This is a genomic window from Rhizobium sp. CF122 (assembly GCF_000282035.1).
Lineage (GTDB): Bacteria > Pseudomonadota > Alphaproteobacteria > Rhizobiales > Rhizobiaceae > Rhizobium.
Genome location: NZ_AKKA01000008.1, coordinates 187,675 through 214,071 on the forward strand (window position 1 = coordinate 187,675; position 26,397 = coordinate 214,071).

Sequence of the window (26,397 nt, forward strand, 5' to 3'; positions counted from 1 at the left end):
ACGCTGGTCATGTTATGAACTGATTCTACGCTTAAGGCGTCATGCTATAGGCTGATATTATGTGTTGAAAATCAGCCCATGGAATGATAATAAATTCATATAATCAGGCTATGGGCTGAGAATGAAGAACGACAATCGCAAGCGAGCGAGACTGCGGCTCGACGAACGGCTTCGGGCACTCCAACCGATAGACCGGTTCAAAGCCCCTCCGAAGGGATGGGTCCGCGCGCTACGTGATGCGCTTGGCATGACCGGTGCGCAGCTCGGCGGGCGAGTTGGGGTCAGGCCCCAAACGATCGAAACGATCGAGAAGTCTGAGGCTGCGGGAACCATCCAGCTTAACACGTTGCGCCGAGCCGCCGAGGCGTTGGATTGCACGCTCGTCTACGCCCTTGTTCCAAACAGTTCGCTTGAAGCTGCAGTCGAAGCCCGCGCACGCAAGATAGCCAAACGTGACCTTCAGCGCGTTGCCCATACAATGCGGCTTGAAGCTCAGGGAACCGATGATGCAGATTTCGAATCGCGCGTGGTGGCATATATCCGCGACAGGCTCTCGGACCGCGATCTCTGGAACGAGATATGACAGATCTCTTTCAAGAGCCCGAAGACGCGACACCGCTTGAGCCCCTGGAGCGAGAGGGTTTGCTTCAGACCTGGATTACGCACCGCCGGGATCTTAACGAGGCCGAACAAGAAAACATCGTTGGGGGTGCGGCGTGGGCACGTGGCCGACGACGTGTGCCCCTTGAGCGGCTGCTTAGCGCAGACTTCATGCGAGCATTGCACACGCGGATGTTTGGGGAAGTTTGGCAATGGGCAGGAACATTCCGAACAACTGAGCGCAACATCGGCATACAGGCTTATCGCATCGGAACAGAGCTAGCGAACCTGTCGAGCGACATCCGCTACTGGATTGCGCAGAAGACCTTTCCACCGGACGAGATCGCGATCAGATTCCATCATCGCCTTGTCGCTATTCACCCGTTTCCAAATGGGAACGGCCGTCACGCGCGCTTGGCTGCTGATCTTCTGATTGAACGGCTCGGCAGCAAGCCTTTCAGTTGGGGCAGCGGCAGCTTGGCCGATGTCGGTGAACTGCGAGCACGTTACGTTGCCGCGTTACGCACTGCGGATAATCATGACATCGGGCCACTGCTGGAATTTGCGCGCAGCTGAGCAGGCCGATCCCTTTGACTTCCAATTTGCGGCTCTGCGGTCGACCTGGCAGCCATCCAGCGCGCCCGTCACGGCCTTCCACGCGCCCCGGCGCGGATGCGGGCGAATGTCGGGCGAGGCCTGAGCGGTTGTGATGCTGTACGACGAGGAGATTTCGAGCCGTCGAGAAGACAAAGGCGAAGCGTTGGCCGCGCGACTTTAACAATCTGCTAGCAAAGCGGCACGGTGGCAAATGTCATAAGCACATCTGCTCTTGGGGCTCGCCGCAAGCCTCAATCGGCATTAACGCCTCGGCCGAGCAGGTGGGCAGCCGAACGCCAGGCATGATGGGCGATTTGGTCAAGCCGTCGGGCAGCCTCGATCCGCATAAGGGCATCCGCAGCAGTCAGTTCCCCCTGCGCAACGGAGGCGAGGGCCGCGGCGTGATGGTTGCGCTGCAGGGCCTCGAGCTCGCATGATGCTGCCCCTGCTTCATCGAGCGCTGCGGCGACCTCGGTCGAAACGCTCCAACCGATGGAGGCGGCTTTTGTGCTAAGAGCAGACTCCGAGGTGATGGAGCCACCTGTCGCCTGTGCCGCACGCATGGCCCGTGCGCATAGCTCCGCAGCCCGCAGGCCGCCGGTGGCCTGAGCCGGGTGTCCAGGCGAACTGTCGTCGGCTAAAATTTCCACGAGACGCGAGGCGTGGTCGAGTGCGTGCAGCGTGCTCGTCATACGCAGGCGCTCGGCATCTGTCTCAGGCCCTTCCCTTAACTCGGACAGGAAAGCCCGTACTTCCTGAAGTGCGGCCTCCGCCTCAGCGGCCTGCGCCGACGGGACGGCTCCACCAGAAAGCATTGCGGAAACGCAAGCCGCAGTCCTCCCGAGCACGCCGGCAATGACACGCCGGGCGGTTTCTACCGCAATCACGGGACTGGCAAGCGCGCTTGGATCGAGAGCTCGCTGAAGCGCCGTCTGCCTGGAGGGCAGGAGCCGCTCCACGATACGGGTGAACCACTGTGTTGCCGGAAGGAGCACTGCGACACCCACCACGTTATAGGCCGTGTGGTAGGCGGCAAGGAGCGTCATCCCATCGAGCGATGTGGTGAAGGCCTTCATCACTGAGGCCGTGATCGGAAAGGCGACGATCGCGATAAGCGCTGCGATGAGCTTGAATAGCACATAGGCAAGAGCCAGGCGCTTGGCCGTTGTGCTGGCACCTATGGCTGCCAATGCGGAGCTCGTCGCCGTTCCGATGTTCTGACCGATGATCAGGGCTGCGCCCTGCTCGAGGCCCACCGCACCGGCGTAGAAAGCCGAAATGGTCACGGCGATCGAAGCTGTCGATGACTGCATGACTGCGGTCATCGCCAAGCCAACGACGATCAAGCTCATGAGACCGACCGACCCCTCCATCCAGCCGACACCCGGCGTGCCGAGGACGGCGGGCAGGTCGGACGGGTGCAGACTTTCGGCAAGACCTCCCATGCCCTGCTGTAGGGTGGTCAGCCCGTAGAGTACCAGCGCAAATCCTGCGAGCGCGCCGCCCGCCGCCGCGATTAGCCTACCCCCCAGCAACTTGGCCAGCGCGCCAAAGAAGATAATCGGTAGGGCGTAGGTTGAAAGCGAGACGCGCACACCAATCAGCGCCACGAGCCAGGCCGTTCCCGTCCTGCCGACATTTGCGCCGAACACGAGGCCAAGCCCCTGCGGAAACGTCAAGAGCCCGGCGCTGACGAGGCCGATCGTCGTCATGGTTACCGCGCTCGACGACTGTACGAGCAGTGTGACGATGGCGCCCCAGAAGGCCCCTGAGAGCGGCGTTGCCGCGGCCTTGCCGAGAACAGTACGCAGTGCAGATCCCGCCAGCGCCTTTAGACCGTCAGTCATGACGGTCATACCGAGCAGGAAAAGCCCGATACCCCCCAGAATAGCAACTGCCGTCGACATGCGCGCTCCGCCCCGTGTGCGCTTCGCCTCTGATCGCTCCTAAGTCATAGCATCGCAGATACGATTGTCCAAAACCGCCCTTTGCAGGTTGTGCGTCCCAAGACACGGGCACCGGCATGATGTCACGTTAGCGGTTGTTTGTTCAAAGTTACCTGGGTCTTCAGGCGGCCCGCGTCGGTCACGGCATTCCAGTGCGCCATCGCGCCTAGACGATGGATGTGAACGGCGAGAGTTAAACGTTGCTGGTGCGGTGGGACGAGGAGGCGATGCCATGCCGAAGCGAGGGTGTACGGATGGGCACGCTCGGCAACTGCGGACGTGGCGAAGGCAAACTCTGGCCTGGCTTGCGCCCCGGCCAGCCCCGCGGACACCTCGGAGGACTGGTGTCCACATTCGCTGGCTATCACCTTTATTACCCAAACAGGAGGCAGCCCTCGGCGGCCTTTTCTGTTCTCGTCGAAGCCTTGCTATACCGAGGCCAGTGACGATCGATGATTGCATTGCATGGAAAGCCGTTCGGCAACAAAAAAACGAAAGGATGACCCGGTCGAAATGACATCCCCTACCTCAAACGTACGGATCAGACCTGCAACGGACGAGGACGATCCTGGGAGAATACGGCGGAGACCTGACCAAGACCTCCTTGAGGATTCCGGTCTTCGATCCTCGCTGAAGGCAATGGAGTCTTCAGCAATCTGCGTCCGATCGACGTGCGGTGTTGCGCTTTGATTGGACAAGTCCTTTGATGAGCCCCTCGAGACGAGGACCATGTCGGGGGTAAGCATGGATGGAACTCACTTGTTTGAACTGGTGATCGCAATGTTTCTTGCGATCATCGCGCTCCACTACGCGGCCCACAGACTGGGACTGCCGCCCTCAGTCGCATTGCTTGCTGGAGGGGCGACACTCGCGTTCTTGCCGGGTCTGCCTGCAATCACCGTCAATCCAGAGCTGGTGCTCGTCATCTTCCTCCCACCGCTTCTGCTCGACGGCGCTTGGTCCATCGCTGTGGAACGACTGCGCCGTCACATGGTCGGTATCGCGTCGCTCGCCGTGGGGGCGGTGTTCTTCACCTGCGCCGTCGTGGCCGTGGTGACCCATCTCCTTTTCCCGTCGCTTCCGTGGGCTGCCTGCGCGGCACTTGGCGCGATCGTATCGCCGCCTGACGCCGTTTCCGCCCGCGCCGTGCTGGAGCGCGTAAGGCTGCCCCGTCGGCTCCAGATTCTGCTGGAAGGCGAGAGCCTCCTGAACGATGCGAGCGGCCTGGTGCTTTTCCGTTTTGCGGTTGCCGCCGTCGCGACAGGTACCTTCAGTTCGGTGGGGGCGGTTGGCAACTTCCTCCTGCTGGCGGTTGGTGGTGCGGTCGTCGGCGTCGTTGTCGGTGCCGCATGGGTGAAGTTCGTCCGCCGTCTCGGCGACGAATACCTCATCATTGCGGCCACGACGCTGCTCGCTTGGATTTCCTATCTGCTTGGAGAACTGCTTCACGTTTCAGGCGTCATCGCCACCGTCACCACCGGCCTGATCGCGACCTGGCACCAGCACACCGTACTTTCGGCAGCGACACGCATGCGAGGGACGTCGTTCTGGACCGTCATGGTCTTCCTGATGGAGGCTGCGGTCTTCATATTGATCGGCCTGTCCCTGCGGGACGTCGTCGAGCGTGGTGGTGGCTTTGGCACGGTCGTTGCGACAATGGGATTACCGGCCATTGCGATTCTCGTCACGCTCGTCGTCGCGCGCTTTGCCTGGGTTTTCGGATCCGATCTTGTCATCAAGTTCTGCACTGCCTCGGGGCTGGCCCGAACGCAGCCTCTCGGCGTCGGTGGTGCGACCGTCCTGAGCTGGGCGGGCGTGCGCGGCGTCGTCACGCTCGCCCTTGCCCTCAGCTTGCCGGAGGGATTTCCTAGCCGCGACTTTATCCTGGTAACATCATTCGCCGCGATCTTGGCAACGGTGCTCGTGCAGGGCACGACGCTGGGGCGCGTCATCGCCTGGGCGAAGCTGACCGAACACGACGCGGAAAAGGCACGCCTCACAATGAGTGAGGCCGAAGCCGCAATGGCCCAGGCGCAACTGACGACCATACAAAGTCTGGCGTACGACGCCGAAGGAAAACTCATCCATCCTCGATTGCTGGAGCAGTATCAGCGCAGGGCAACGGCGATCGTCGACTACGCCGCACGGACCGAACACTACGTGCCGGTCCTCCATGCCCATTTCGACGTCGTTCTTGAAGCAGTAGCATCCGGACGCCGGGAACTAATCCGCCTTCATCGTGCTGGTGAGATCGATGATGAAACGTTGCAGGAACTTGAACGGGACCTCGACCTCGAGGAACTGAGCGCGATCTCCGCAAAGGCGTGAGACCGTGATCTGAGTTTCTATTTTGCGCTATTTTGCAACAAGTGCCGCCGGAGAGTGAACCAGGATTCCGCCACTCAGGTCAACTGAACTTAATATCAAGGCAATCGGCTTGATATTAAGTCAAATAGCCGGACGCCCGTGAGATCTGCCAGCTTATCCATAAGCCTGTCCTGATAGGCCGCGTCCGAGACTTCTGCGGCTGGTTGACGCTGCCGGCGGTGATACCAGTAGGCACCGCTTATCTTCGCGGCCTCGTCGTCGCTTGTCGCCAGCCAGGTCTGGGTCTGATAGCCCATCTCTAGATCATCGGGCGCTCCAGGCCCGCCCATCTTCGTGGGCACCCAGCCGGGATCCACAGCATTGCTGAGGACCCCAGGCCAGTACCGCGCAACGGCCGCCGCGATGGTGGCGACATGGAGCTTGCTTTCGCAATAGGCCTGGCTTGTATTCCAAGCGCGCCTTTTCCAGTCGATGTCGTCAATCGACCCACCACCACTCTGGTGCATGCCGCTGCTTAAATAGACCAGGCGATTGGGTCGATTGATCAAGGCCGTGAGCAGGTATGGTGCCAACGTGTTGACCGCCAGAATCTTCGCATGACCTTCGGGCGTGCCCCCACGACGTCTCTCGGAGTAGATGCCGGCATTGTGGATGACGGCGTCCATCCGCCCGATCTCGTTGACTTGTTCCGCGATGGAACGCGTCTCCGCGCCGCTGCTAAGATCGCCGACGACGAGCGCCAAAGCTCTGGGGCGCAGGCAGGCCACGGCCAACGCCCTGTCGTTGGACCGAGCATGCAGCACGACCTCATGCCCGTCGTCCATCAAGGTGCGCGCCGCAGCCAATCCGAGACCGTCGGTGGATCCTGTAATGAAGACACGGCTCATGGTGGTCGCCTGCTAGCTTGTTGTCATGGCAAAGAGATAGGCAGGAGCGCTCGGTGGGCCACCCCTCCAGAGACATGAGAGCGCGCTTGTCACGCCGTCCCCCGCTCAAAGATATCCAATATCGTGCGCGCAAGCTTGCAAGGATTCCTTTGCACGCGTCAGCGCGACCGTGTCCCAAGGCCGGGCGTCCCAGCGGGCAGGGGATCTCGCCCCGAAAGCATGCCGCCCCAGACCTTGTCCGCGCTGCCGAGCGCATATTGCGAAACCTCCATGGCGATTTCTCTCACTCGCGATATAGACACAGCATCAAGAATTCCGGTTTGTTCAATGCAAGTTCTCTATGCCGGACTAAGCGTCGAGACGTTGGTGAGTCTGATGGTCGAAGAAATGAACCTTGGCAGTTTCAAAGGAAAGCTTCACGCGCTGATCGGGAACAAGCTCGACACGTTCGCGGACAACCCATGTGAGTTCCTTGCCTTCCACGTCGACGGCAACGTGGGTTTCCGAGCCAGTAGGCTCGACGACCTTGACGACTGCGTCAACACCATCCTCGCCGCCCAGCGCAATATCTTCCGGTCGGATCCCGAGCACCAACGGCCTGCCTGCCGACGCGCTTGGCGCGCGTGACAGTTTCGCGCGCGAACCGCCCGCCAAGGTGAACAAGGGACCGCCAGAATCTTGTAGACTTCCCTCCAGGAAGTTCATCGCGGGCGAGCCCAAGAAGCCGGCGACGAACACATTCCGCGGCCGATCGTACAGCTCGAGAGGGCTGCCGATCTGCTCGACGCGACCACCCTGTAGAACGACGATCTTGTCTGCCATGGTCATGGCTTCGATCTGGTCGTGAGTGACGTATACGATCGTCGTCTTCAGGCGCTGATGGAGTGCCTTGATCTCGGCCCTCATCTTGACACGCAGCTTGGCGTCGAGGTTCGAGAGGGGTTCGTCGAAGAGAAACACCTTGGGATCTCGAACAATGGCGCGTCCCATGGCGACGCGCTGTCGCTGTCCGCCGGACAACTGCGCGGGTTTGCGCTCGAGCAGAGGCTGCAGTCCAAGGATGGCCGCGGCCTCGCTGACCTTCTTGTCGATTTCCGGCCGCTTCACGCCAGCAAGTTCAAGCGCAAAGCCCATGTTCTGGGCAACCGTCATCTGCGGATAAAGCGCGTAGTTCTGGAAGACCATTGCGATATTGCGGTCCTTCGGCTGCAGATTGTTGACGACCCTGCCGTCGATGCTGATCTGGCCAGCCGAGATCTCCTCGAGCCCGGCGATCATTCGCAACAGCGTGGACTTGCCGCAGCCGGAGGGGCCGACAAGAATGACGAATTCGCCATCGGCAATATCGACATCGACGCCATGGATGATGTCGACGGCGCCGAAGGACTTCTTGACGTTCTTGATGTTCAATCCAGACATTTGAAACCCCTAAACTAGCGCATTCTACGAACGCGTAGCGCCTGATACGGCTTGCGCGGAATCACGACGCCAAAGGCGGCATCCGGCTTTCCACCCCGCACGATTGCGCCATGACGGGTGGGGTGCGGCACCGGTGCTGCAACCTTCTCGGCCGGCGTGATCGTCATCTCCCAGGTGTCGATGATATCGACATCGTAGTCGGTGCCGTCGAGCGGCAAGCCCGAGGACCAGATGACCGGCTGATGCTCACCCAGATAGATCAGGCGGAAATCGCCGTCGCCGTCCAGTGCGCCCGAGACGCGCGACCAGGGCCACTCACCGATGGTGCCGAGCGGCTCCAGTCCGTGCTTCACGTCGGCCTCGAGCAGGTCCCGCAGGAAGCCGATGCGCTTCCAGGCCTCGCCGCGAAGCTCGCCGCCCTTTGCCCACCAGATTAGATCCTCAGCATGCGAATAGGTCTCGCCATGGCCGACATAGCCGCCGCGCGTCAGTGTGATCCAGTAGCGGTGCACCAGTTCCTGGGCGGAGAGATTGCCCCAGGACTGCAGGATGTCGCCTTCATATTCCGGCTCGTCGTTGACGACAGGCTTGCCATAGGCGTTGCGCCATTCCTGGGTGCGCTTGACGTCGGGGTTTTGGATGCAGGTATGCGTGACCCAAGGCTTGCGATGGTCGAAATTCGCGGTCACGTCGCCGTTGTGGATTGAGCGCAAATGCTGGTACGGATCGTTTTCTTCCAGAATGTGGAAGTAGCGATCCCACTGCTCCATCGGTTTGGTGTCGATCAAGAAGTCATACTCATTGGCAAGCGACCACCAGACATTCCGATATGCCGACAGACGTGCCGCGAGATAGGCGACGTAGCGGTAGTCCTGCTCCGCTGACATATCTGCGTAGCCCCAGCGGTCGTAGGGGTGGAAGATGATGATGTCGGCTTCGATGCCAAGCTCGCACAATGCTGCAACTCGGCTGTCGAAGTGCTGGAAGAGCACCGGATTTGGACGGTCGAAGTCTTCCTTGCCGTCAGCGCCCTTTTCGAAGCAGGCATAGAGCGGCTCATTGACGTTGTAGGGGTAGTCCTTCGGGAAGACACCCATGCGGATTTTGTTGAACTTCGTCTTCTTCAACGTCTCAAGCGTCTGCTGCTGCATTTCAAGCGGCTGATGCGTCCAGGCATAGCAAGTTGTACCGAATGAGAAGAACGGTGTGCCGTCGGCGTAGGCGAAATGGAACTTGTTGCGCACTCGCACCGGGCCGTGGTTGGCAGAGGACGGCGTGGTGGCGATCAAGGCTCCTGTCTTTCCGTCAAGTGCTGCGGTCTTGGAGCGGGTGCGGAAAGACCATTCGCCCTCGACATCAGGCATGAAGCGCACACGGTAGGTTCCGTTGCCATCGTAAAAGCCCGGAACCCGTACCTCGCGGCTCTTGTGCGTAAAGATGGCATCGAATGCCACGTCGATATAGGGATTGCCGTTGGAGGGCCCTTGGAAGGAGGCCTCGAACACGCCCCATTTTTCGACCGTTGCATTGGACATTGAATTCTCTCCTCGTAGAATAATATTGTTGCCTCAGCCCTTGACCGCACCGGACGTGAGGCCGGACACGAAATAGCGTTGGAACATCAGGTAGACGATCGTCGCCGGCAGAACTGTCATGACGATGGCGGCGTTGAGCTGTCCGTAGTTGCTTGAGAACTGCCCCTGGAACGACATTAGGCCCAGCGGCAGTGTCCACATGTGCTGGTCTTGCAGAAGCACCAGCGCCATGGCGAATTCATTCCAGGTCGAGACAAAGTCGAGAATGAGCAGCGCCGCGAGAACGGGCAGGCATACGGGAAGGAATATCCGCCTGAAGATCGTGAAGTGGGTCGCACCGTCGATGAGCGCGGCTTCCGACAGCTCCTTCGGAATCCCCTTGAAGAAGCCGTGCAGGATGAAGACCTGGTAGGGAACGCCGAAGGCGATGTAGGGAAGGATGACGCCCGGATAGGTGTCAATGAGCCCGAACGAATTCACCAAAGTGAACAGAGGTGCGAGCATGACCTGAAAGGGGATCATCGTGCCGAAGACGACGAGCAGGAGAAGGACCTTGGTGAACTTGAGCTTGATTTTGGCCAGCGCGTAGGCCGCCATCGCAGACAGCATCAGGCCGAGCGGCACCTTGATGACCGTGATGATAACGCTGTTGAAAAACGAATTCGCGAAGTTGCCCCGGCTCCAAGCCCCGCTGTAGTTGTCGAAGGCAAGTTCGGTCGGCGGTATGAAGGCGCCGGTACTCGTCACCGCAGCCGGCGTCTTCAGGGACGTGAACACGATGAAGACGAACGGGGCGACCCAGATCAGCGCCACGATAACCAGTGCGATCCACAGGCCAATCAAGATGGGATCACGCTTCATCGAGGACGGTTGCGCCTCGAGATGCACAACGGTGGGATCGGTCGGGATTGCTGTCACGCGTCAACCTCCTCGTGCTTCTGCGTCCATCTGAGGTAGGGGATGACAACCGCCATCGTGATCAGCAGCAGGACGACCGAGATCGCGGCGCCGCGACCAAAATCGAAGATCTGCATCGCCTGCGTGAACGCCCAAAGGGCCAGCATCTGCGTGGATTGAGCCGGGCCGCCACCCGTAAGGCCGTAGACGATATCAAACGCCTTGAGGGACGAGATGATGGAAAGCACCAGTACGATTGTGATCGTCGGACGCAAGGCCGGCAGCGTCACGTGCTTGAACACCGCCCAGCGCCCGGCGCCATCGATGCGCGCGGCCTCGACGAGCGTCTGGGAAACGTTTTGCAGGCCAGCCAGGAACAGGACCATCGAAAAGCCGACCGTCTGCCAGATGTAAGCGACGAAGACGGAATAGAGGGCGATGTCCTTGTTACCAAGCCAGTCCTTGATCCACGCCTGCATGCCCCATGAAGTCAGCATCTGGCTGAAGAGCCCGAAAAAGGGGTCGTACATCCATTTCCACATGGTCGCGACGGCGATCGGCGCGATGATAACTGGCAAGTAGAAGATGGCTCTCAGGCTGTTGCGTGCGAAGATCTTCTGATTGAGGCTAAGCGCCAACAGTAGGCCGACCATCGGCGGAAAGACCACGCTCATCAGAGTCCAGATGACCGTATTGCGGAAGGCCACCCAAAAGACGGGGTCGCGTGTAAAGATTGCCGTGTAGTTCGCAAGTCCCACGAACTGGCGGTTCGCGTCCAATCCGTTCCATTTCTGGAAGCTCAGAACCACGACGTTCAGCATCGGGTAAAGGGCGAATACAGCGTAGATTGCCAACGCTGGAACGAGCAGAATGAGCGCCTGGATGCGCGGATCATGTGTCGTTTGACGTAGTGACATGCTCTCCTCCTGGCAGTGACGGGACCCTGCCAGCTCATTTGAACGGTGCACCAGCCGACCGACATTGACGTCGACCGGCTGGCGCTCTGGGAGGAATTAGGTCCGGCTCGCGATGAAGCTCTGGAGCTGCTTTGCCGCGTCCGCGGGCTCAACGCTGCCGGAAGCGACTTCGTTGATGATGCGGAAATACTCCGTTGTGACATCAAGCGGGAAAGCCTGGTCGCCGTTCATGTACACCTTGCCGTACTTCTTGAAGATGTCGAGCCACTCGGCTTCAAGAGGCTTCTGGTTCGTGTACTGAACGTTCTTGTTGACCGAGATCGAGCTGATCTGACCGACTAGATCCTGCTGAACCTTGTTGGACAGGAAGTAGTCGAGGAACTTGGCCGCAATGTCAGGGGCCTTGCTCTTCGTGCTGACATAGTTGTACTCGGCAAACCCATAGAGACGGTCAGTGTTCGTCGGGAAAGGGAAGATCCCATAGTCGTCGAGGTTTGCGCCGCTGCCGTCGAGCTGGCTGACCAGCCAGTCGCCTTCCAGCATCATGGCCGCACGGCCGGCCGTGAACAGGCTGTAGGACTGCTTATTGTCGATGCCCATGAACGGTTGCAGCGTATAGTCCTTCGTCCACTTCGCGAATTCAGCAAATGCCTCGGTTGCGCACGGTTCCTTCGTCCAGTCGACCTTCATCGCCTTTAGCGCGTCATGCTTCTCGGCGCCGCACTTCGTTTCGAGGATGACGTCCATCAGGCGCATGACGTGCCAGTTGACGGTTCCGCCGAAGGTGAAGGCAGGGATGCCCGCGGCCTTCAGTTTCTCTGCAGCGGTCAGGAGCTCTTCGTAGGTCTTCGGCTCGTCCTTGATGCCGGCCTGCTCAAACAGCTTCTTGTTGTAGTACACCGCCTCGCCCTTGAAGGTGAACGGCGTGCCGTGCTTGCCGCCAGGATAAAGATCAGCGAATGCAGCGGCAGAGGGGAGGAGTTCGTCGGTCCACTTGTACTCGGAATAGTACTTGTCGAGCGGCAGCGACAGGCCGGCCTTCACGTATTCACCGCCGAGCCCAAGTCCGGCCCAACTGAAATAGATGTCCGGGCCCTTGTCGGATCCCGCAGCTACGCGCAACGCGGTTTTATGCTCATCCACGGCGCGTTGGACGATTTCAACGTGCGTGCCGGGGTTCGCAGCCTCGAAGTCCGTTGCGACTTTTTTCAAAGCGACATTCGCAGCGTTGTTGTCGAAATTGAGGGTCCAGAGCGTGATATCCTCAGCCAGCACCGGCGTTGCAGACAGTGCCGCCACGGCCATTGCAATGCTCGCGGACTTCAATTTCGCAGATAGGGTCAGCATTACCGTCCTCCTCTTGTAAAGCCGCCCCCTTTTTACAGATGGTTATTGACATGTCAACTGGTATGACGAGCTAATCATCGTGTCGCGCTAGAAAAGACGATATCGCTTCGATGACGATGACTGCAGAAGCGGCGCCAGGGTCAACATGACCTATTGCCCGATCCCCTAGCCGGGAGGAGCGTCCTTTGGCCGCGATCATGCCACGCGTCGCCTCGCAGCCGTTGCGCGCCGCCTCAACCGCCGCCGCAAGGCACCCGGAGAGATTGGTTCCCAGCCGCCTTACTTCCAACGCAGCGTCGGCCGCCGGCTTCCAGGCATCGATCATAGTCTTCTCGCCAAGCTCGGCCTTGCCCCGGTCCTGAATTCCCTGTGCCATCGCGCTAAACACGCAAAGGAAGTCATCGTCCGATAGATCCGACTTGTCCTTGGCGGCAGTTCCCGCACGCATGAATGCAGTCGCGTACAACGGACCAGATGACGCGCCGACCGCATTCAAGAACGCCTTGGCAGCAGCGTTAAACGCAGGTGTCGGCACAACTTGTGACTGGTCGAGTTCGCCAATGGCCTTCGCCGCCGCTTGCCAACCTGCGTCCATGGCAAGACCATGATCGCCGTCGCCGATCACCCCGTCCAGTTCGCACAGGCGGTCGCGGTTCTTCCCGATTTCCTCTGCGATCAGCGAAAACATCTGTTGCAGGTCCCTGGTCGCGATCGCCATCGGCTCACCTCTTGAACATTGCGCAATCGCATGGATGATCGATCAATCTCTGCAGCTCATCATCGAGATGCATCACGGTGATCGATGCCCCGGCCATTTCAAGCGACGTACAGTAGTTTCCGACAAGTGACGTGTGGATCACCAGCCCGGCGCCATCAAGTCGCGACTTCACGCGCCGCATCATGATGTAGAGTTCCATCATGGGCGTCGAACCAAGCGAGTTAACCAGTACCGCGACGCGATCGCCAGCAGGCGCGCTCATCTCCCGGAGAATGCCGTCCATCAACTGATCGGTGACCTCGTCGGCCGATCTCAGCGAACCGCGAGCTACACCGGGCTCCCCGTGGATGCCCATGCCGATCTCCATCTCGTCTTCGCCGATCAGGAAGTTGGGTTTAAGCGTTTGCGGAAGCGAACAAGGGGAGAGGGCAACACCCATCGAATATGTTCGTGAATTCGCATAGCGAGCGGCGCGCTCCACCTCATCAAAGGAATACATGAGATCACATGCGGCCCCGGCCGCCTTGAAGATGAAGACGTTACCGGCCACGCCGCGCCGCTTGTCGCTCTGGTCGGGAGGAGCCGAAGCCACGTCATCCGTCGTCAAGACAGTCCGCGCCTCGATATCGTCCAATGCGAGCAGCTCGGCCGCCATGTCGAAATTCATGACGTCGCCAGCGTAGTTTCCATACATGAAAAGGACGCCTGCGCCACCGTCAGCGGCCCTTGCGCATGCGACGATGGGATCGGGCGGCGGCGACGCGAAGACATTCCCTATGGCGGCAGCGTCGGCAAGTCCCTTGCCGACGAAACCGAGAAAGGTCGGCTCGTGGCCGGAACCACCGCCTATGACAAATCCGACCTTTCCCTTGCGAGGGCCGTTCCTGGCGACGATTGCGCGAGGCATACCGTCTACAGCGTACAAGTGGTCCGGATGTGCCGCCAGCACGCCCTCCAGCATTTCATCGACGGCATGCGCGCCGGAATTTATTAGCTTCTTGGTTTTCACACCGACCTCCCCAGATCGAACTCCGATACGATAGATGCAATTGAGGTGCTTGAGGTCAATCCAAGAGCGGGAGAAGAGCGGTGCCGAACGGGGGAAGGGCGAGGCTAACCCCTGGGTGGGTTGCCGCAATCCTGAACCCGCCGCAATCAACTTCTTGCTTTTCGCTTGTCAGGTTGACGACGTGGAGCTGCGAACCCGCCGCACCCGTGGTGGCGAACGCGAGAATCTTCGACGGCGAGGATGAGATGCACTCTTGCCAACCTGCTCCCGCCAATGCGGCGAGTATGCGAACGGTGCCGAACAACGGGCGCCGATCGCCTTCCTTGCTTGGTTCTCCAGGACCCGCGATCAACCCGAACGGCCCGGTCAGCGCCGAGAGCGTCAAGCATTCGAGGTTCGCATCGAGGACGCGTATCGCATAACCGAGCGCGAAGGCCTCTGCGAAGCGACCGTTGTGGCGAGGGTCGCGGTTGGCCATTGGGATGCGCCCGCCCGACGGATTCTCCATCGTCCGGCTCCCATACGGGTTTTGTCGCATCGGTATGGTCGATGGACCGATCCGATATGGCATTTCGCCGTAAATGGCGCGCACGGAGCGGGTAATGAAGGGCAGGGCTTCCAATGTCTGCATGACGCTGAGATCGTCGGCCGCATGGACGATCGGGTTGGTACAGTGGCTGATGAAGCCGAGTTGCCCGTCCGGCACACGCTTGCGGTTGAGTTCGGTAAAGTAACTCAGCATACCGCCGCCGATGCGCATGCCCGCAAAGGCGCAATGGGCTGCCTGATAGATCTCTTCGAGGGGCGGGCAGTCAGGCCATTCGCTGCCGGGCGGAGTGGACTGGCGATCCACGGAAGGTGAGATCATAATCGCATCCGGCTTGAATGCCGCGGCCCGCAGGTATCGCGCGATCTCCGCCGTTTCTTGCGCCGGAGACGCCTTGCATGGAAGCGCAATCTCCAGGGTCGCACGGCCAGTGTGTTTGGCGGCCACTGCGGCAAGCCGTTTCATATCGTCGACACCGTGGCCAGCCTCTGGATCGAAATGAAAGAGAAGCTCCTGCGGAGCGACTTCCGAAAGGACAGCGATCGCTGAAAGCGTGGTGTTGGCTTCCTCTGGAGTTACTACCAGGCCGATCGCCGGCATCGTACCGGACCGTTTTCCAAGCGCAAGTCGGATGGGGTCGCCGGAGGTTTCTGCTGTGGGGTGAAAGATGTCGGTGCGATCATCCCTGATGATCAGCGATACCTTTTGCCGGACCGGTGCGTTTGGACCTATCTGGTAGGGCCAAGGCAAGGCGAGGGGCCTGGTGTAGGTCTTATAAGACGCGTCCGACCAGTTTCGCTGATCCTCCATTTCGAATGTGTCTCCCTCCATGCGACATTCTGCGGTGACATCAGGCATCACCTCATGGGTGAGGGCGCGCATGTCCTTGAACGGCTGCCAGGGCTCGATGAAATCAGGAAACAGTGTTGCTTCTGTCACGCCGTCGACGTGCTCGACGCTAGCCTGGGCGCCGGCCACTCCAACGATCGGATGGAGAATGCAGAAGCCGCAGCGATTGGTCTCGAATCCTGTTTCCGAGACAGCTTCGGCCTCGAAGTCGAGGTGGCCGCTGCGTCCAAGGATGCGGACGTCGATAACGAGACTGGTGTCGGCCGGTCCATTGCATCGGGCCCGATAGGTCACCTCGAAAAGATCGCCATTTTCCGCGATCTTTAGATCTGCGATCTCGGCGCTGTAGGTGCCCCAGTCCCGGTCGCGAACAAGATAGGAAATCGCCCGCAGCACCTCGGTTCCATCGTAGCGGATCGTGCGCAGGTTGCCATTGACGAGGTCGACCTCAAGCTTTCCGGCGCGAAGCAGAACCGCTGGCGTTTCGACGGCACGGGTGCCGTAGAGCAGGAAAGGGTCGACCGTCATCGCAGCATCGCTCTAACGTCGATCGCCTGCCCACTGGCTGCGCTTTCATAGGCTCCTTCGACGAGTGCAAACGTCTTCAGATTGTCGGTCCCAGATGTCGAGTGCTCGACGCCAAGTTTCAACTGATCGACCCAGTGTTGCTGGATGGCGTAGACGCTCTCCTGGATGTTGTGCCAAGGGCGCGACGCCCACGACAGGAGCTTCGGAGATACGTCGGTGGTCGTGGTTCCGTTGGCGTTGGTTACCTCAAGTTGGTAACCTTGTGTCAGGCGGATCGTTCCTTCGGAACCATCGAGCTCGATCAATGTCTCAGGGAAGGGTTCTCTCGAAAGTCTCGTGGCATAGCTGACGTCGACAATCGACGTCGCACCGCTTTCATGGTCGAGCAGAATTGTCGCTACGTCCTCGCCCTTGATGCTTGGGTTAACGCGCTTGGTACGCGCAGTGACAGTGAGGACGTCACCAAGGATGTAGCGAGCGATATCTAGCGTGTGTATCCCAAGATCCTCGATAATGAATCGATCACCCTCCGCTAGATACGGTTGGCCCGAGAAGACATCGTAACCGGAACGGAAAGAGAAGCGCCCCCAGAACGGCGTGCCGATCGATCCGGCGTCCAGAACCTTATGCACAGCCTGGATTGGTGTCTGCCAGCGAAAGTTCTCGTGTACCATCAGCGGAATACCTGCAGCACGGCACGCTGCGACCATTGCCCTTGCATCGGTCAGGGTTTTGGCGAATGGCTTCTGGCAAATCGTAGGCACCTTGTGGTGCGCGGCCATTTCAACAAGGACCCGGTGGCTTTGAACCGTCGTGGCAATATCAACGAAATCGAACCCGCCGTCCGCGAACAGGGCATTCGCGTCATGGTAGCGCCGCTCAATGCCAAACTGATCACCGACTGTCTTCAGCCTATCCGGATCGCGGTCACAGATCGCAACGATCTTGGCGCCGTCGACATCGTTCCAGGCGTGCATCTGATTGATCGCAAAGAACCCGCAACCGATCAATGCACCTTTCAATCCCGTCATTTCAACCTGCCTTTGCCATTTGCATCAGAGTAACCCGCTGCTGCAGACGGCGTTGCGCCTGATCCACAACGACAGCGATGATAATCACCAACCCCTTGATGACCATCTGCCAGAAGGAGGAGACGCCCATCATCACCAATCCATCCGACAGGATGCCGATGACGAAGGCGCCGATGATCGTGCCGCCGATTGTCCCGCGTCCGCCTGACATTGAGGTGCCGCCGAGGACGGCAGCGGCGATCGCGTTGAGCTCGAAGCTCTCGCCCGTCGCCGGATGGGAAGCCATCAGCTCCGAGGAAATGATGACACCAACGATCGCGGCGCAGAGGCCGGAGAACATGTAGACGAAAATCTTCACGACATCGACGCGGATACCGGACATGCGTGCCGCGCGTTCATTGCCGCCGACGGCGAAGATATGCCTGCCAATTGGCGTCGAGCGCGCGACATAGGCGGCAAGGAGCGCGACGACGATCAGAAGCCAGATCGACACCGGCAGGCCGAGAATGCGCCCCGCACCGAAGAAGTCGAAGCCGGTCGTTGCATACTCGGGTCGCCCGACAAGGTTTGGAAAGGTCTGGCCATCCGAGGAAAGCAGAGCCAAGCCGCGCGCGATATACAGCGTGCCGAGCGTCGCGATGAAGGGGGCGACATTGAGCTTGGTGATCAGCAGGCCGTTGATCAGGCCGATCAGCAACCCGATCGATAGCGTGATCAACACAATCTCGAAGAGGTTGAAGTAGATCGTATAGCCGATTGGCAGCTCGATGCCGTAAAGGATCAACCCGCCGGCGACCATGCCGCAAAGCCCGACGATCGATCCCACGGACAAATCGATGCCGCCGGTGATGATGACGAAGGTCATGCCCATGGCGAGGAAGGCATTGAGCGCAACGTGCTTCGACATCAGGATCATGTTCGCTGTCGAGGTGAAGTTCGGAGCGAAGATCGCGAAGAAAATGATAACGGCGAAAAGGGCGATGAATGTCCTGAGCTTCATCAGTGTCAGGAGCAAAGAACCGTTCGCGCTCGTCGGCGAAGAAGTGGATGAGGTGGCCGCCGTCATGACGCGAGTTTCCCTTGATGTCCATGTCCCTTGGCCGAGGCCGCGATGATTGCGTCTTGCGTCGCCTCGTTTCTCGTGAAAACGGCGACCAGTTGGCCGTTGCTTAAGACCGCGATGCGATCGGAAAGCGCCATGACCTCCTCGAGGTCAGACGTCGAAAACAGAATGGCGAGCCCGTTTGCTGCGAGCCGGCGCATGGTGCGGAACACATCCGCTTTGGCACCCACATCGATCCCGCGGCTCGGCTCGTCCATCAGAAGCACTTTCGGGTTGGTCATCAGCGCCTTGCCGATCACCACCTTCTGCTGGTTGCCGCCCGACATAGACGTTACCTCGAAGTCCGGGTTCGGCGCCTTGATCGAAAGGTCCCTGATCGCATCGCGAATGGCATTCTTCTCGGCGCCGCTGTCGATATGGAAGAGGCGGGTGAAGCGGCCAAGGCTCGCCAGCGTCAGGTTGGAGGCGATGGAAAGCACCTGGACCAATCCCTCGCGTTGCCGGTCTTCCGGGATCAGCGCAAGGCCGCGGCGTATTCGCCGCGTGGTATCGCGGGCGCGTATCTCCTTGCCATCGATGTAAATCTTGCCCGTCGAATGCATGTGACGCCCGATCACGCACTCGAAGAATTCGCTACGTCCCGCGCCCATGAGGCCATAGATGCCGAGGATTTCGCCAGCCTTCACGGACAGAGAAACGTGGTCGACCGCAAGCCCTCCGGTCGGCCGCGGAAGGCTGATATCCTCGGCGCGGAACATTTCCCTGCCGGCCAGGTGGTCGACCGATTTTGCAAAGTCCTTGGCGTCCGAACCAATCATGGAGCGCACGATCCAGCGCGTATCGATATCGCGCATCATCGCCTGGCCGGTGATCTGGCCGTCGCGCAGCACGGTGATGTAGTCACCAATGCGCATCAGTTCATCCAGTCGATGCGAGATGTAGACGATCGCGACCCCTTGAGCCTTCAGCTCAGCGATCACCTTGAAGAGGATCTCGACCTCCGCCGCCGAAAGCGCCGAGGTCGGCTCGTCCATGATGAGGATGCGCGCATTCAGTGACATCGCCTTGGCAATTTCGACGAGCTGCTGCTGGCCGATCGGCAGATCCTCGACCATCGTTTCCGCATCGATGCCTGCATCCAGGCGTTTCAGAAAGGAGTTTGCTTTCTTGACCTGCGCCTTATGGTCGATGCCGCGCAGGCCACGGGTGATCTCGCGTGTGGCGAAGATGTTTTCGGCGATTGACATGTTGGCAAAGAGATTGAGTTCCTGAAAGATCATCCCGATGCCATTTGCTTGGGCATCGGCAGGGCTGTCGAACGATACGGACTGTCCATCCAAGACTATGCGGCCGAGCGTCGGGCGCTCGACGCCGGCGATGATCTTCATCAGCGTCGACTTGCCGGCGCCGTTCTCACCGACCAGAACGTTCACCGCACCACGGCGAAGCTCGAGATTGGCGCGCTTGACGGCGACGATGCCCGAATAGACCTTCGACACGTCTTCGAGACGCAAGATGATGTCTTCCTTGGGTGTCTCGCTGACGCTCATGATCCCACCGTGAGTTCCGAAGGTGTGACTAGCGGAAGCTGCCCCCCATTCGGCAATGGAAAGGCACCGATCACGGTCACGGTCTTGCTGACCAGCCCGTCACGCGGTACGGCGGCGAGGAAGGCCGTGTTGGCCTTCTCGTTGAATGCCTTTCCGAACTGGGCCCATTCAATCTGGTTCTTGAATTCGTTGAAGTTGACGAAGTCCAGCGTATCGCGCAGGGCCGTGCCGCGGAGCGCCGGGCCGATTTGTACCCTCGCGTCAACCTTCCCGTCGCCATCGGTATCAACGTCGAGCGTCGACGCCCGCGAGGCCGTATCGGCCGCGATCACCTTGCCGGTGAATTTGACGGCATAGGTCCAAGGTGAACTGCTTTGCTTGCGCGGGTTGCCGTATTTTTCCCCCGCTTGATCCGGGCTGGAGGCAGCAAGCTGTGCCACTTCCTTCAGCTCGCCCGCGCGTTTCTCAAAATAGGGTACGACCTGGGGCTGCCAAATCGCTTCGACCTTCGCATTCGGGTCGAAGGCGGTCTTGGCCGCTGCCGCCGCCCTTTCCTCAGCGGTCGGGGTCCTGATGATCTTGCAACCGGGCAAGGCCGCTGCCACGACAGCAGCGAGCAGTGCGCCCTTCATTCTCAACATGCCGTGAACCTCGACGTCATACACTGTGAATTGCAAAGGGCGCAGTGCTGCGCCCTTTGCAGTACCCGGTTGCTGTTAGTTCGTCAGAGCGAAGGTCTCGAGCTTCTCAAAATTGTCCGCGTTGATCAAAACGCAGTCCATCAACTGCTTCTCTTCCTTGGGCGTGGTCTTGTTCTTGATGTAGGCGTCTGCCTGCTCGACGGCCAACTGAGCCTGTGCATAGGCCGGCTGCAGAACGGTCGCCTTGATGCCGCCAGACTTGATGGAGTCGCGCACGTCGTTGGAGCCGTCGAAGCCGACGACGATCACGTCCTTGCGCCCGGCGGCCTGCAGTGCTGCGATCGCGCCCATGGCCATCGTGTCGTTGCCTGAAATGACGCCCTTGATGTCGGGATTTGCCTGCAGGATGGTTTCCATCTTCGAATAGGCTTCCGTCTGGCTCCAGTTCGCCGACTGCTTGGCGACAGACTTCAGGTCCGGATAATCGTCAATGACGTCGTGATAGCCTTGCGAGCGGATGCCGGCATTGGTATCGGACTCCTTGCCGACCAGCTCGACGTAATTGCCTTTCTCGCCCATCAGCTTGACGAATTCCTGCGCGCCGAGCTGGGCGCCCTGGTAATTGTTCGAGACGATCTGGGCCACGGCAATGCCCGTTGCGTTGATTTCGCGATCGATCAGGAAGGAGGGAATGCCCGCATCCTTTGCCTTCTTGACAGCTGCGACGGACGCGTCCGCTCCAGCGTTGTCGAGAATGATCGCCTTGGCGCCGCGGCCGATCGCGGTGTCGATCATTTCGGACTGTTTGTTGGCGTCGTCGTCATGCGTCATGACAAGAGCTTCGTAGCCAAGCTCCTTCGCCTTTGCTTCGGCGCCGACCGCTTCGGCCTTAAAGAAGGGATTGTCATGTGCCGGCGTGATGATGGCGATGAGATCTGCCGAATATGCCGGAATGGCCGTTCCGAGCGCCAGTGCGCCGGCAAAGGCTGCAAGTGTCAGTCTACGTGTTAATTTCATTTCTTCCTCCCGAGTGTGAACAAAGCCCCGTCTCCCTTGGGGCGGTTGAGGGGAAGGTCTTGCCTCCCCCAAGCCGGTTCAGGTGATGCGCCGGATGCTTTCGGCGATCTCCTGTGGTTCGAATACCTTTTTCCAGTCGTCGCGCATCAGGGCTGGAATGCCGAACTCGATCGCCTTGTTGCAGGCATCCGAAAAGACGCCGTCGACTTCCTTAAAGATGACCGCGCCGAGCACGTTCATATGGCCGAGCAGGAAGTCGCGGGCAGCTTCTTCCGGCACGCCGCGTGCAACGCATTCGTCCATGGCCTGTCGCATGACGACGAGCAGCGATGCGCACACCGTTTCCGACAGGCCAGGTTCGAGCATGGCAAGCTGGTCGACCGTGACCCGGTGCGAGCGCATGACCGGAGCCCAGATGACTTTGGCGATTTCCTCGCCCAGCGCGTAGGCGCTTTCTGGTCCTTGCATCAGCGCCGAGACAATGTGCTGCTTGGCGAACAGGCCGCCGAAGTGGTCCTTCTTTGCCTGTATGTCCGTCTCGTCGTTGAAGATTGGCGGATGACATGGATGGGTGACGAAATAGGTGAGATCGTCGCGCTTCGGCAGGTGACCGGCAAAGGGAGCCGCAGCATCAAGCGCGACCACCATGGCGCCGGGTTTCAGCTTGTCGACGACGCTTGCCGCGACTTTCCCGATCACGGTGTCTGGCACAGCAAGGATAACCACTTCCGCGCCATCGAGGGCAGCATCGACTGGTAGGCAATCGAGGCCAAGATCATTCTTCAAACGGGTCTTACCTGCGTCACTAACCTCAACGTGGCGCACGTCGAAACGCGAGCCCTTAAGATTTTTCGCAAGCCGGTATCCCATTTTTCCGCCGGCGCCGAAGAGGGCAATCTTAGTCATGTTTCCTCACCTTTTGAGTTTTGGATAGGATCATATACTGGTATGATGAGTCAATCACCATATCACCACTTAATTGTTAAGAGGGCTGTTTTTCAGCGTCGAGCCGATCGATCGCTTCGACGTTTCCCGCCGAAGGACCTTGGGGGTCGAACTCGGACGAAAGCCAGACATCCACAATGGACTTGGCCAGTTCGGGTCCGATGACGCGCGCGCCCATAGTAATGATCTGAGCGTTGTTCGATTTAGCCGCGCGTTCCGCCGAGTAGGTGTCATGCGTCAGCGCGGCGCGGATTCCCGGAACCTTGTTTGCCGAGATGCAAACTCCTATTCCCGTGCCACAAATCAGGATGCCGCGCTGATGTTCACCGTCGACAATTGTCTGCGCGAGTTTCTGCGACAGGTCGGCGTAGAAGCCGGATTGGCTGAGATCATGGATTTCCAAATCCGCTTTGCCGGCGAGGTGGGCAGCAATCACATCGAGTAGCGGTTTTCCGGCGCTGTCCGCGCCTATTGCAATCTTCATGGCAGCTTCCTTTCACTGGCCTTCGGGCACATGAATCAGCGTTCGACCGCCGCGGAAGCGCGGCGGAGAATGTCGAGGTAACCATCGACGGACCAAGCCGACCGACCGATAAACAAGCCATCGATGTGTGCTTGGGAAACGAGTTCTTCGCAGTTTTGAGGGCTCACGCTCCCCCCGTAGAGAACCGGCACAGACCGACCGAGAACGCCTGTCGCGACTTCGGCGATTTTGCCGTGCCGCTCGCAGGCGTAGTCGGCGGTCGCCGGAATGCCATTGACGCCAATCGCCCAGACGGGTTCGTAGGCGAGAAGGATAGGAGCGGGTTCAACGTCGCCTGCGACAAGCTCCAAAGCTTTCTCGACTTGCCGCCTTAGGACGTCGTCGGCTTGGCCGGCTTGGCGTTCCTGCAAGGTTTCTCCGATGCAAATCAATGGCGTCAGACGGTGTCGAACGGCGGCCGCGACCTTCAGGCCGACGGTTTCGTCGGTTTCTCCGAAGTGTTCACGGCGTTCCGAGTGGCCGAGTTCCACAATGTCGAGCTGGCAATCCTTCAGCATCGGCGCGGAGACCTCGCCAGTCCACGCGCCGGAATCTTCCCAGTGCATGTTTTGAGCGCCTACTTTGACCGACGTCGCCGCAAGCACGCGTTGCACCTCGCGCACAGCGGTAAAGGACGGGATGACGAACCGCTGTATGCGTGTATCGCGGTCTCGGTCGGTCTCCGCTAGGCGGTTCGCGAAAGCGACCGCCTCCTCGAGAGTCTTGTTCATCTTGAAGCTAGTGCCGACCCACAGAACCATCTCAGTTCTTCCTTCCGTCGCGTATCTGAGCGAAGTATCCGTCCGTTCCGACCTGACCGCCCTTCAAAGCGATCTGCAGGCCGTTGGTCGGAGGATGGATTCCATGGGCAAGGCAGAGCGGAGAGCCAGGCGTCTGTGGGAGCGGGAGAAGCGTCGTCAATGCCTCGATCTTCAACTGCCTGAGGGCGTGGCTGGACGTATCGCCGCCGGCAATAACCGCACGGGAAAGTCCCTCGCTTTCAATCAGGCGGCGAAGCACAGTACCGAGCGCTCGTCCAAGCTCGTGACGGGCGCCTGGAACCTCATCCATGTCGGCGCCGACGTCCGCCGACGGTCCAAGCGCCGTGTGGAGGATAACGCTCTTGCCGTCCCTGAGCCTTTGGATACCGTCCCGAACGGCTGCATCAACGGCTCCGTCGCTATCGCCCGACACCAAGGAAAGAGGATCGAGTGGTATGCTCTCGAAACCGTCGTCTACGGCTTTGCGAATTTGGCGTTCAGTCGTTGGCGATACGCTGCCCGAGACGACGGCAAGTCGGTCGACCGGGCCTACGTCAGGGAAGTCAGCATTCCCTGTGACCACGCCGCTCTGGCGCCAGGCATTTAGGAGCGCGTACTCGATTCCAGACGAGCCAGCGACGAAACCTCCGAACTGACGTGCAAGGCGTATGAGATGGCGGCCCGCGGCCGCCTGTGTTGCCTCCGAATCTACATCTATGAGCAGAATCCCGCCCGAGTACGACGCCAATTGGTCGACCCGCAGGTCGGCGTCGCCCATGGTGATCATTGCAAGATCAGCCACGGCAACAGGCAATTGCGTCTGCTTCGACAAGTGAACAGCCAGATCGGCCTCGCCCATAGGAGTGACCGGATGGCGGCTCATCACCGGATGACGGTCGATGCGATAAACGCTGCCCTGATAAGCGGCAAAAAGATTGCCGAACGCCGTGTAGCGCTTCAGTTGCGGCGCGCCGACGACGACTGGCACCACGGATTGGTCGAAAATCGCGCGCCCGATCTCGATCGCCTTTCCGATACTTCCAGTCTTAGGACTGGAGTCGAACGTCGAGCAGACCTTGTAATGGCAAACATCCGCGTTAAGCGACCTTAGCCATTCGAAGACTGGCGTCAGATGCTGTTGCATCCACGCAGGTGTTTCGCTCCGGCTTGTGCCGGCAATCCCGATGGCCTGGCAATCCTTGAAGCGATCGAGTGTCTCGGGCGAGGGGATGTCGAGAAAGAGGGCGGTCGCAACGCCGTGTGATGCCATGGCCTCCATGACGTCGGTTGAACCGGTGAAGTCATCGCCGTAGTAGCTAACGAGAAGCCTTTCCATAGCGCTCATGCGCCTTTGCCATCGCTGAACTTGGCGATTGAGGCGGCCAGTTCCGGATGATTCCTTGCGTAAACGTCGAGCGGGATGTCGGCGATGGCGGCCTGCCATGCCTGCTGCACGGCACGAACGCCGGCTGCCGGGCCACCCGGATGGCTTACAATGCCGCCTCCACAAAGGTAGAGAAGATCGGTCGTGCAGCCGGTTCGCCGATACGTCTCGGGGGCTTGACCTCCCCACTGGCCGGAGCCGGCGACGGGCAACGGGCAGTCTGAGTCATTGAAGAGCGGCGTACTGACGGCCTTGAAGGACGAGACGAAGCTTTCGTCTGGTTCCCAATACTTCACGCGGATGCCGTTGATCTGAAACTGGTCGACTCCCAACAGGCGCCAGAACTGCTGATAGACCCGGAAATCCATCCCAGCGCCGGGCGCGCGCGTCAGTAGGTCCCAGCCATTTCGATGCGCATGCAGCACCAAGCTGGAGCGCTTGCGGAGAAAACTCATGCCACCGAAGCCAATCGAGTTGATGTTGACGACGGCGCAGTTGCCGCCGGCCTTGGCGACGATGTCGTGGTTGCGCATCATCTCATCGGGGTCGGCATGCGAGATGCCGAACGCATACATGACCTTCTTGCCGGTCTTCTGCTCGTGGTCCAGAATACGCGGCATGATCGCTGCGACGCGCTCCTTGAGCGGCGAATAGGCCGGGCTCATCAGCTTCTCGTCATCCTTGATGAAATCCACGCCGGATTCGATCAGCTCGCCAACCAGTTCCGCCGTTTCGTGTGGACGAAGCCCCAGTGCCGGCTTCACGATCGTCCCGATGATCGGGCGTCCTTCGACGCCGCTCAGACGGCGGCTGCCAGCAATGCCGAACTGCGGTCCGGGATGCGCGTCCTTGAAGGCGCCAGGCAGCTTCATGTCAACGACGCGGATGCCGGTCATGCCCTTGATGGAAAAGACACCGCCGATCGCGATTGTCATCAGCGCCGAGAGATCGGTTCCGATCGCGTCCAGAGGAAAGGCGATTTCGACGTCGGCGCGGCTAAGGCGCGTACCAGGAGCCACCTCGGGCCAGGTAGGATAGTTCGCATCGTCAAGCGGATGGATCGCCAGGACACGCGCTGCGACACGTGACTTCAGCTCCTCTGTCTCACCAGGAATAGGCACAAAGGTTCCAGTCGACTGGTCGCTTGCGATCTTGTCCGCCATAGCCTCGATACTGCTCGGCGTCTCGATGCGGTAGGTCAGCGTAATCATCATGAAATAGCAGTTGCTCCTCTCGCCAGATCAAATTGTCGTGGCGTCAACTCATGATGTGGTATAATGAGTATTCCAATTGATTGGAAGCGAAATTTTGCGGACCTGCAAATTGGGGGACGCTTTGCGCAAAGCGCGGAAAGTAGT

The 26,397-nt window shown here is 59.7% G+C and carries 23 protein-coding genes and 1 pseudogene; 4 read left to right on the forward strand and 20 right to left on the reverse strand.

All coding sequences use genetic code 11. The features are described 5' to 3' along the window. Positions 1 to 121 precede the first annotated feature (121 nt). Positions 122 to 583, forward strand: a complete 462-nt coding sequence (locus PMI09_RS01305; protein ID WP_007788090.1) for a mobile mystery protein A — start codon at positions 122 to 124, stop codon at positions 581 to 583. Beyond that, complete coding sequence (locus PMI09_RS01310; RefSeq protein ID WP_007788093.1) at positions 580 to 1,176, forward strand: mobile mystery protein B; 597 nt, start codon at positions 580 to 582, stop codon at positions 1,174 to 1,176. The genes PMI09_RS01305 and PMI09_RS01310 overlap by 4 nt, the downstream gene beginning before the upstream one ends. 272 nt (positions 1,177 to 1,448) lie before the next feature. Here the strand turns inward: PMI09_RS01310 and PMI09_RS01315 are convergent, their stop codons facing one another. Further along, positions 1,449 to 3,104, reverse strand: a complete 1,656-nt coding sequence (locus PMI09_RS01315) for a Na/Pi cotransporter family protein (protein WP_007788094.1) — start codon at positions 3,102 to 3,104, stop codon at positions 1,449 to 1,451. 375 nt (positions 3,105 to 3,479) lie between these two features. On the opposite strand from PMI09_RS01315, the pseudogene PMI09_RS31945 reads away from it, so the two are divergent. After that, positions 3,480 to 3,589: pseudogene (locus PMI09_RS31945) on the forward strand (LysR family transcriptional regulator); the annotation flags it as partial. Between the two features lie 298 nt (positions 3,590 to 3,887). Beyond that, positions 3,888 to 5,471: a Na+/H+ antiporter gene (locus PMI09_RS01320; RefSeq protein WP_037081485.1), complete on the forward strand. Its 1,584-nt coding sequence runs from the start codon at positions 3,888 to 3,890 to the stop codon at positions 5,469 to 5,471. Between the two features lie 95 nt (positions 5,472 to 5,566). Here the strand turns inward: PMI09_RS01320 and PMI09_RS01325 are convergent, their stop codons facing one another. The 19 genes from PMI09_RS01325 to oiaX form a co-directional block, all read right to left on the reverse strand. After that, positions 5,567 to 6,358, reverse strand: a complete 792-nt coding sequence (locus PMI09_RS01325) for an SDR family NAD(P)-dependent oxidoreductase (protein ID WP_007788099.1) — start codon at positions 6,356 to 6,358, stop codon at positions 5,567 to 5,569. A gap of 348 nt (positions 6,359 to 6,706) precedes the next feature. After that, positions 6,707 to 7,777, reverse strand: coding sequence for an ABC transporter ATP-binding protein (locus PMI09_RS01330; RefSeq protein WP_007788104.1), 1,071 nt, complete (start codon positions 7,775 to 7,777; stop codon positions 6,707 to 6,709). A 14-nt stretch (positions 7,778 to 7,791) separates the two neighbouring features. Continuing rightward, on the reverse strand, positions 7,792 to 9,312 hold the full coding sequence (locus tag PMI09_RS01335) for a DUF5060 domain-containing protein (protein ID WP_007788106.1): 1,521 nt from the start codon (positions 9,310 to 9,312) through the stop codon (positions 7,792 to 7,794). Positions 9,313 to 9,345: 33 nt separating this feature from the next. Next, positions 9,346 to 10,230 carry a carbohydrate ABC transporter permease gene (locus PMI09_RS01340; protein ID WP_007788107.1) on the reverse strand — a complete coding sequence of 295 codons (885 nt, stop codon included), beginning with the start codon at positions 10,228 to 10,230 and terminating at the stop codon, positions 9,346 to 9,348. Next, positions 10,227 to 11,126 (reverse strand): carbohydrate ABC transporter permease, encoded by a 900-nt coding sequence (locus tag PMI09_RS01345; protein ID WP_007788109.1) that lies wholly within the window; start codon positions 11,124 to 11,126, stop codon positions 10,227 to 10,229. The genes PMI09_RS01340 and PMI09_RS01345 overlap by 4 nt, the downstream gene beginning before the upstream one ends. Positions 11,127 to 11,222: 96 nt before the next feature. Continuing rightward, the gene (locus tag PMI09_RS01350) at positions 11,223 to 12,473 is read right to left on the reverse strand and encodes an extracellular solute-binding protein (RefSeq protein WP_007788111.1); all 1,251 of its coding nucleotides are present in this window, start codon (positions 12,471 to 12,473) and stop codon (positions 11,223 to 11,225) included. 70 nt (positions 12,474 to 12,543) lie between these two features. Then, complete coding sequence (gene dhaL / locus PMI09_RS01355; protein ID WP_007788113.1) at positions 12,544 to 13,191, reverse strand: dihydroxyacetone kinase subunit DhaL; 648 nt, start codon at positions 13,189 to 13,191, stop codon at positions 12,544 to 12,546. A 4-nt stretch (positions 13,192 to 13,195) separates the two neighbouring features. Beyond that, positions 13,196 to 14,200, reverse strand: a complete 1,005-nt coding sequence (locus PMI09_RS01360; protein WP_007788115.1) for a dihydroxyacetone kinase subunit DhaK — start codon at positions 14,198 to 14,200, stop codon at positions 13,196 to 13,198. A gap of 55 nt (positions 14,201 to 14,255) precedes the next feature. Then, the gene (apnL, locus tag PMI09_RS01365; protein WP_007788117.1) at positions 14,256 to 16,124 is read right to left on the reverse strand and encodes a D-apionate lactonase; all 1,869 of its coding nucleotides are present in this window, start codon (positions 16,122 to 16,124) and stop codon (positions 14,256 to 14,258) included. After that, positions 16,121 to 17,155, reverse strand: coding sequence for a Gfo/Idh/MocA family protein (locus PMI09_RS01370; protein WP_007788119.1), 1,035 nt, complete (start codon positions 17,153 to 17,155; stop codon positions 16,121 to 16,123). Before PMI09_RS01370 ends, apnL begins: the two co-directional genes overlap by 4 nt. A gap of 1 nt (position 17,156) precedes the next feature. Next, entirely contained in the window at positions 17,157 to 18,221 is a 1,065-nt protein-coding gene (locus PMI09_RS01375; protein ID WP_007788121.1) for an ABC transporter permease, read from the reverse strand. Next, the gene (locus PMI09_RS01380) at positions 18,218 to 19,768 is read right to left on the reverse strand and encodes a sugar ABC transporter ATP-binding protein (RefSeq protein WP_007788123.1); all 1,551 of its coding nucleotides are present in this window, start codon (positions 19,766 to 19,768) and stop codon (positions 18,218 to 18,220) included. Before PMI09_RS01380 ends, PMI09_RS01375 begins: the two co-directional genes overlap by 4 nt. After that, a complete protein-coding gene (locus tag PMI09_RS01385; RefSeq protein WP_007788125.1) occupies positions 19,765 to 20,409 on the reverse strand; it encodes a DUF2291 family protein in 645 nt (214 codons plus the stop codon). The genes PMI09_RS01380 and PMI09_RS01385 overlap by 4 nt, the downstream gene beginning before the upstream one ends. A gap of 75 nt (positions 20,410 to 20,484) precedes the next feature. Continuing rightward, the gene (locus PMI09_RS01390) at positions 20,485 to 21,426 is read right to left on the reverse strand and encodes a D-ribose ABC transporter substrate-binding protein (RefSeq protein ID WP_007788128.1); all 942 of its coding nucleotides are present in this window, start codon (positions 21,424 to 21,426) and stop codon (positions 20,485 to 20,487) included. A gap of 78 nt (positions 21,427 to 21,504) precedes the next feature. After that, positions 21,505 to 22,332, reverse strand: coding sequence for a phosphogluconate dehydrogenase C-terminal domain-containing protein (locus PMI09_RS01395; protein ID WP_007788132.1), 828 nt, complete (start codon positions 22,330 to 22,332; stop codon positions 21,505 to 21,507). A 76-nt stretch (positions 22,333 to 22,408) separates the two neighbouring features. Next, the gene (derI, locus tag PMI09_RS01400) at positions 22,409 to 22,855 is read right to left on the reverse strand and encodes a D-erythrulose-4-phosphate isomerase (RefSeq protein ID WP_007788134.1); all 447 of its coding nucleotides are present in this window, start codon (positions 22,853 to 22,855) and stop codon (positions 22,409 to 22,411) included. 35 nt (positions 22,856 to 22,890) lie between these two features. Beyond that, on the reverse strand, positions 22,891 to 23,655 hold the full coding sequence (locus PMI09_RS01405) for a triose-phosphate isomerase (RefSeq protein WP_007788135.1): 765 nt from the start codon (positions 23,653 to 23,655) through the stop codon (positions 22,891 to 22,893). Position 23,656: 1 nt separating this feature from the next. Then, positions 23,657 to 24,991: a four-carbon acid sugar kinase family protein gene (locus PMI09_RS01410; protein WP_037081580.1), complete on the reverse strand. Its 1,335-nt coding sequence runs from the start codon at positions 24,989 to 24,991 to the stop codon at positions 23,657 to 23,659. A gap of 5 nt (positions 24,992 to 24,996) precedes the next feature. Further along, positions 24,997 to 26,253 carry a 3-oxo-isoapionate-4-phosphate decarboxylase OiaX gene (gene oiaX / locus PMI09_RS01415; protein WP_007788139.1) on the reverse strand — a complete coding sequence of 419 codons (1,257 nt, stop codon included), beginning with the start codon at positions 26,251 to 26,253 and terminating at the stop codon, positions 24,997 to 24,999. Positions 26,254 to 26,397: the final 144 nt, after the last annotated feature.

What these genes read in the sequence shown, in the direction of transcription:
- apnL (WP_007788117.1), bottom strand. Translation starts at nt 16,124, where the DNA reads ATGACGGTCGACCCTTTCCTGCTCTACGGCACCCGTGCCGTCGAAACG.
- PMI09_RS01370 (WP_007788119.1), bottom strand. Translation starts at nt 17,155, where the DNA reads ATGACGGGATTGAAAGGTGCATTGATCGGTTGCGGGTTCTTTGCGATC.
- PMI09_RS01315 (WP_007788094.1), bottom strand. Translation starts at nt 3,104, where the DNA reads ATGTCGACGGCAGTTGCTATTCTGGGGGGTATCGGGCTTTTCCTGCTC.
- PMI09_RS01345 (WP_007788109.1), bottom strand. Translation starts at nt 11,126, where the DNA reads ATGTCACTACGTCAAACGACACATGATCCGCGCATCCAGGCGCTCATT.
- oiaX (WP_007788139.1), bottom strand. Translation starts at nt 26,253, where the DNA reads ATGATGATTACGCTGACCTACCGCATCGAGACGCCGAGCAGTATCGAG.
- PMI09_RS01350 (WP_007788111.1), bottom strand. Translation starts at nt 12,473, where the DNA reads ATGCTGACCCTATCTGCGAAATTGAAGTCCGCGAGCATTGCAATGGCC.
- dhaL (WP_007788113.1), bottom strand. Translation starts at nt 13,191, where the DNA reads ATGGCGATCGCGACCAGGGACCTGCAACAGATGTTTTCGCTGATCGCA.
- PMI09_RS01305 (WP_007788090.1), top strand. Translation starts at nt 122, where the DNA reads ATGAAGAACGACAATCGCAAGCGAGCGAGACTGCGGCTCGACGAACGG.
- PMI09_RS01330 (WP_007788104.1), bottom strand. Translation starts at nt 7,777, where the DNA reads ATGTCTGGATTGAACATCAAGAACGTCAAGAAGTCCTTCGGCGCCGTC.
- PMI09_RS01310 (WP_007788093.1), top strand. Translation starts at nt 580, where the DNA reads ATGACAGATCTCTTTCAAGAGCCCGAAGACGCGACACCGCTTGAGCCC.
- PMI09_RS01410 (WP_037081580.1), bottom strand. Translation starts at nt 24,991, where the DNA reads ATGGAAAGGCTTCTCGTTAGCTACTACGGCGATGACTTCACCGGTTCA.
- PMI09_RS01390 (WP_007788128.1), bottom strand. Translation starts at nt 21,426, where the DNA reads ATGAAATTAACACGTAGACTGACACTTGCAGCCTTTGCCGGCGCACTG.
- derI (WP_007788134.1), bottom strand. Translation starts at nt 22,855, where the DNA reads ATGAAGATTGCAATAGGCGCGGACAGCGCCGGAAAACCGCTACTCGAT.
- PMI09_RS01405 (WP_007788135.1), bottom strand. Translation starts at nt 23,655, where the DNA reads ATGGTTCTGTGGGTCGGCACTAGCTTCAAGATGAACAAGACTCTCGAG.
- PMI09_RS01380 (WP_007788123.1), bottom strand. Translation starts at nt 19,768, where the DNA reads ATGAGCGTCAGCGAGACACCCAAGGAAGACATCATCTTGCGTCTCGAA.
- PMI09_RS01375 (WP_007788121.1), bottom strand. Translation starts at nt 18,221, where the DNA reads ATGACGGCGGCCACCTCATCCACTTCTTCGCCGACGAGCGCGAACGGT.
- PMI09_RS01320 (WP_037081485.1), top strand. Translation starts at nt 3,888, where the DNA reads ATGGATGGAACTCACTTGTTTGAACTGGTGATCGCAATGTTTCTTGCG.
- PMI09_RS01395 (WP_007788132.1), bottom strand. Translation starts at nt 22,332, where the DNA reads ATGACTAAGATTGCCCTCTTCGGCGCCGGCGGAAAAATGGGATACCGG.
- PMI09_RS01325 (WP_007788099.1), bottom strand. Translation starts at nt 6,358, where the DNA reads ATGAGCCGTGTCTTCATTACAGGATCCACCGACGGTCTCGGATTGGCT.
- PMI09_RS01385 (WP_007788125.1), bottom strand. Translation starts at nt 20,409, where the DNA reads ATGTTGAGAATGAAGGGCGCACTGCTCGCTGCTGTCGTGGCAGCGGCC.
- PMI09_RS01335 (WP_007788106.1), bottom strand. Translation starts at nt 9,312, where the DNA reads ATGTCCAATGCAACGGTCGAAAAATGGGGCGTGTTCGAGGCCTCCTTC.